Raw genomic sequence first — 3,476 nt, 5'->3', positions numbered from 1 at the left:
CCGCGCAGGTGCGGGCACAGTGTCCAGCAGTGCGGCGACGGGCAGTGGCGCGGCGCTTGCAGGCGGGGCAACTGCCGTCAGTAGTGTGCCGAAGCGCGGGTTAGCCATGATCCTCATCGCCGTTGCCATTCTTCTCGGCCTGTGGGGCGTGTACGCGATGACGCAGTCCGGCAAGGACGACGGGGATACGGCTGTACAGGAACAACAGAACCAGCAGCAGGACCAGGGTGGACGTACCCCGGGTGACAAGAGCCGCTACCCGAATACCGGCAGCCCAACAAACCCGGCAAACCCAACTGAAGGCGCCAACCAAGACGGCGCGGACAAGAAGGAGGCCGCGGATAATAACGCCGCCAACAAGGAACGGATGACGGCGGAGAATGAGACGGTGAACGTCTTCAACAACTCCACAGTCCCGAATCTTGCGGCGGATGTCTCCGGCGCGCTGGAAGGGCAGGGTGCGCGGATCGGTGAGGTGGGAAATATCACCGAGGCGCAGGCGGTTCTGACGGAGAACACGGTGTTCTTCGACCCGGCAACACCGGGGGCAGAGGAGCGTGCCAAGGCGTTGGCGGAGCGTGTCGGGGGCGTCGCTAAGCCAAATGATGGGACGGTGCCTGAGAATGCGGCGAACCCGGGCTCTTTGACGCTGGTGCTCACAGGTCCGGTGTCTTTTTAAGAGCCTGGATTTGTGCGCACGCCCCCGCGTGCCGTATTCAGGAGGAATGACTGTGAACCAGGCCGCTTCCAACCCCAACATGGACCCGTTCCGTGACTTCAACCGTTCGGCGGGCCCAACATTGGGTGTGGAGTGGGAGATCGCGCTCGTTGATCCGCTGAGTAGGGACTTGGTGCCCTTTGCGGCGGACGTGATCGACCAAGTGGAGAAGCGGTGGCCCGGCACGCACCTGGAGAAGGAGTTTCTGAAAAACACCATCGAACTGGTCACACCAGTGTGCCAGAACACGGGCGAAGCGATGGCGTACCTAGCGGAAACGAAGGACAAGATCCAACAGGTCACAGATGATATGGGCCTGCAGTTGTGGGCGGGCGGTGGCCACCCGTTCGCGGATTTTCGTACGCAGCCGGTGGGGGATAAGCCGACGTACAAAGAGATCATTAACCGCACGCAGTACTGGGGGCAGCAGATGCTGCTGTGGGGGACGCACGTGCACGTGGGTATCCGACATGAGAATCGGGTGTGGCCGATCATCAACGCGATTATGACGAAGTACCCGCACCTGCTGGCCATCAGCGCATCCAGCCCCGCATGGGAGGGCCTGGACACCGGCTACGCGTCCAACCGCACGATGCTCTACCAGCAGCTTCCCACCGCGGGCATGCCCTACCAGTTCGGCGCCTGGGACGAGTGGGTTGATTTCATGCGCGACCAAACCATCTCCGGTGTTACGTCCCACACGGATTCCATGCACTTCGATGTCCGCCCCGCCGCCAAATGGGGCACGATCGAGGTGCGCATCTCGGATGCCGCCACGAACCTGCGCGAGCTCGCCGGAGTTGTGGCGCTGACGCATTGCCTCGTCGTGCTTTTCGACGACATGTTGGACCACAACCAGCCCCTCCCCACCCTCCAGCCGTGGCATGTGGCGGAGAATAAGTGGCGGGGTGCCCGCTATGGCTTGGAGGCTGAGATCATCACCAGCCGCGCCCCCGATGAGCGCCTGGTTACGGACGATCTGCACGATCTGGTGGATCAGCTGCAACCCATCGCGGAGCGGTTGGGATGTGTGGATGAGCTAAATATCGTCAACGAGATCATCGAGGGCGGTGCCGCCTACCAGCGCCAACGCTCCGTGTTTGAGTCCACGGGGGATTGGCGTGGTGCCGTGGACCAGGCGGTGGAGGAGCTTCGTTCAGGTCATCCGTAGGCGTGGAGGCCGAGCTTGTAGACCGAGCTTGTAGGCCGAGCGAGCTCGGCCTACAAGGACTTGTGGAGGTCGCCTGGGTGCTCGTTGATGGCAATGTCGTCCTCATCCCCGTAGAGCCCTTCGCGGCGAGAGACGCGGCCGAGGCGTTGCGCCGTGACCGGGTTGGTCATGAGTGCGAAGAGGACTAGCAGGAAGAGCATGCCAACGTCGCCGCGCTGGCCGACATCGAAATGTTCAGAGCCGACGAGCCGGAAAATAACCCCTAAAATGACCATGATCAGGCCCACGGTCTGCGGTTTGGTCACTGCGTGAATGCGGGCGAGCGTGGTACGGAAGCGGTTCATGCCCACCGAGGCAAAAAACACTTGGAGGGCGCCGGCGACGATGAAGATGAGGGATACAACGTCGGTGATGAAGTCGAGATTCAGCATGGTTACAGCGCACCGTCCCTCTTGCGGAAGCGGGCGACAGACAGCGAGCCGATGAAGCCCAGCATGGCCACCACGAACATGGCGCTGACCACAGTGGTGTCCAGCGTCCAGCAGATGTAGGTAGCCAGAGCACATTGGATCGAGGCGACAATGCCGTCCATGGCAATCACTCGGTCCAGCGAATTCGGCCCGATGATCAAACGCCAGGTTGTGACAAAGAACCCGGCCACGAGCAGGATCGCCGCGAAGGCGAGCACGGTGTTATATATCGCGTCATCCATGTTTGGGGCCCTTCCTCTTCTCAAAAATCTCGATCATGGAGCGTTCCAGTTTCTTCACATCAGCCAATGCCTTTTCGACGTCCTTTTGCGTCCCCGCCGACAACACGTGAATGGTCCACGTGCGATTAGCCAGATCAATATCCGTCACACACCCACCGGGCTGAAGGTTATACGCGCAAGTGGCAAAGTACAGTGCCAGCTCTGAATCAAGGCGCATAGGCACCTTGAAAATAGCGCTGCGGGGAGGATCCGCGGGCCGGATAGCCAGCCAGGAGACGTGAATCGCCGCAACGATGAGCTGCCCAACCCACCGGACAACAAAGATGAACAGTTTGGGCACATCCACCTTGATGCCACTGGTGGGCAGCTTGGGCAGGGGCAGCAGCATGGTGATCACGGTGCCCAGCAGCAGCCCCGCCACAGTATTAGCCCAGGTGAACTCCCCCATGAGGAGGATCCACATGACAGTCAGCCAGACAATGAACCACGGGCGGAAGCGGTCAGTGAGGTTGTGGCCGAAGCTGCGCCTAGGAGTGAATTGGGTGGGGCTCATCGGGTGGTCTCCTCACCGGTCGGCTCGCCGGTCGTTTTTACGGCCGGCGTGGGTACAGGAACGGTGGTCACGCCGGGGCTTGGTTCCTCGATGCGGTGGAGGCGGTTGGGGAGGGCATCGGAGTCGTCGTTAAGCGATCCTTGATCGAGTGTCCGGGAGGGGTTCGACCAGTCCGTGCCCAACACCGCGGTGCGGTAAAGATTCGTGTCGAAGGAGGAGTCCGCGGCGCGGCCGGTGATCGCGGCGATAGGGCCAGCGAGGAACGTGATGGCCACCGAGGCCGCGACGAGCGTGGCGGTGGAAGCGAGCATACCGGCGGGCA

5 protein-coding genes and 1 pseudogene are annotated in these 3,476 nt (G+C 61.6%); 2 read left to right on the top strand and 4 right to left on the bottom strand.

The window, feature by feature from the left end; genetic code table 11:
- Together F4V54_RS10425 and F4V54_RS10420 are read left to right on the top strand one after the other, a co-directional pair.
- The coding region (locus F4V54_RS10425) for a LytR C-terminal domain-containing protein (RefSeq protein ID WP_211359484.1) at positions 1–679 on the top strand (679 nt) is incomplete at its 5' end.
- Between the two features lie 79 nt (positions 680–758).
- Positions 759–1,889 (top strand): glutamate--cysteine ligase, encoded by a 1,131-nt coding sequence (locus F4V54_RS10420; protein WP_150387094.1) that lies wholly within the window; start codon positions 759–761, stop codon positions 1,887–1,889.
- 50 nt (positions 1,890–1,939) lie between these two features.
- On the opposite strand, the gene F4V54_RS10415 is transcribed toward F4V54_RS10420, so the two are convergent.
- The 4 genes and pseudogenes from F4V54_RS10415 to F4V54_RS11540 all read right to left on the bottom strand — a co-directional run.
- On the bottom strand, positions 1,940–2,317 hold the full coding sequence (locus F4V54_RS10415; RefSeq protein ID WP_102723551.1) for a monovalent cation/H(+) antiporter subunit G: 378 nt from the start codon (positions 2,315–2,317) through the stop codon (positions 1,940–1,942).
- Between the two features lie 5 nt (positions 2,318–2,322).
- Positions 2,323–2,601: a monovalent cation/H+ antiporter complex subunit F gene (locus F4V54_RS10410; RefSeq protein WP_034662115.1), complete on the bottom strand. Its 279-nt coding sequence runs from the start codon at positions 2,599–2,601 to the stop codon at positions 2,323–2,325.
- Positions 2,594–3,154, bottom strand: a complete 561-nt coding sequence (locus tag F4V54_RS10405; RefSeq protein WP_150387092.1) for a Na+/H+ antiporter subunit E — start codon at positions 3,152–3,154, stop codon at positions 2,594–2,596. Before F4V54_RS10405 ends, F4V54_RS10410 begins: the two co-directional genes overlap by 8 nt.
- A pseudogene (locus tag F4V54_RS11540) lies at positions 3,151–3,476 on the bottom strand (Na+/H+ antiporter subunit D); the annotation flags it as partial. The pseudogene F4V54_RS11540 and the gene F4V54_RS10405, both read right to left, overlap by 4 nt.

Origin of the sequence: Corynebacterium tuscaniense (genome assembly GCF_008693065.1) — a bacterium.
In the GTDB taxonomy this organism is placed as follows: domain Bacteria; phylum Actinomycetota; class Actinomycetes; order Mycobacteriales; family Mycobacteriaceae; genus Corynebacterium; species Corynebacterium tuscaniense.
The sequence above is the reverse complement of the archived record's forward strand: the minus strand, read 5'-3'. Positions and strand labels throughout refer to the sequence as shown.

Coding starts and splice junctions, on each gene's coding strand:
- F4V54_RS10410 (WP_034662115.1), bottom strand. CDS start 2,601: ATGGATGACGCGATATATAACACCGTGCTCGCCTTCGCGGCGATCCTG.
- F4V54_RS10420 (WP_150387094.1), top strand. CDS start 759: ATGGACCCGTTCCGTGACTTCAACCGTTCGGCGGGCCCAACATTGGGT.
- F4V54_RS10405 (WP_150387092.1), bottom strand. CDS start 3,154: ATGAGCCCCACCCAATTCACTCCTAGGCGCAGCTTCGGCCACAACCTC.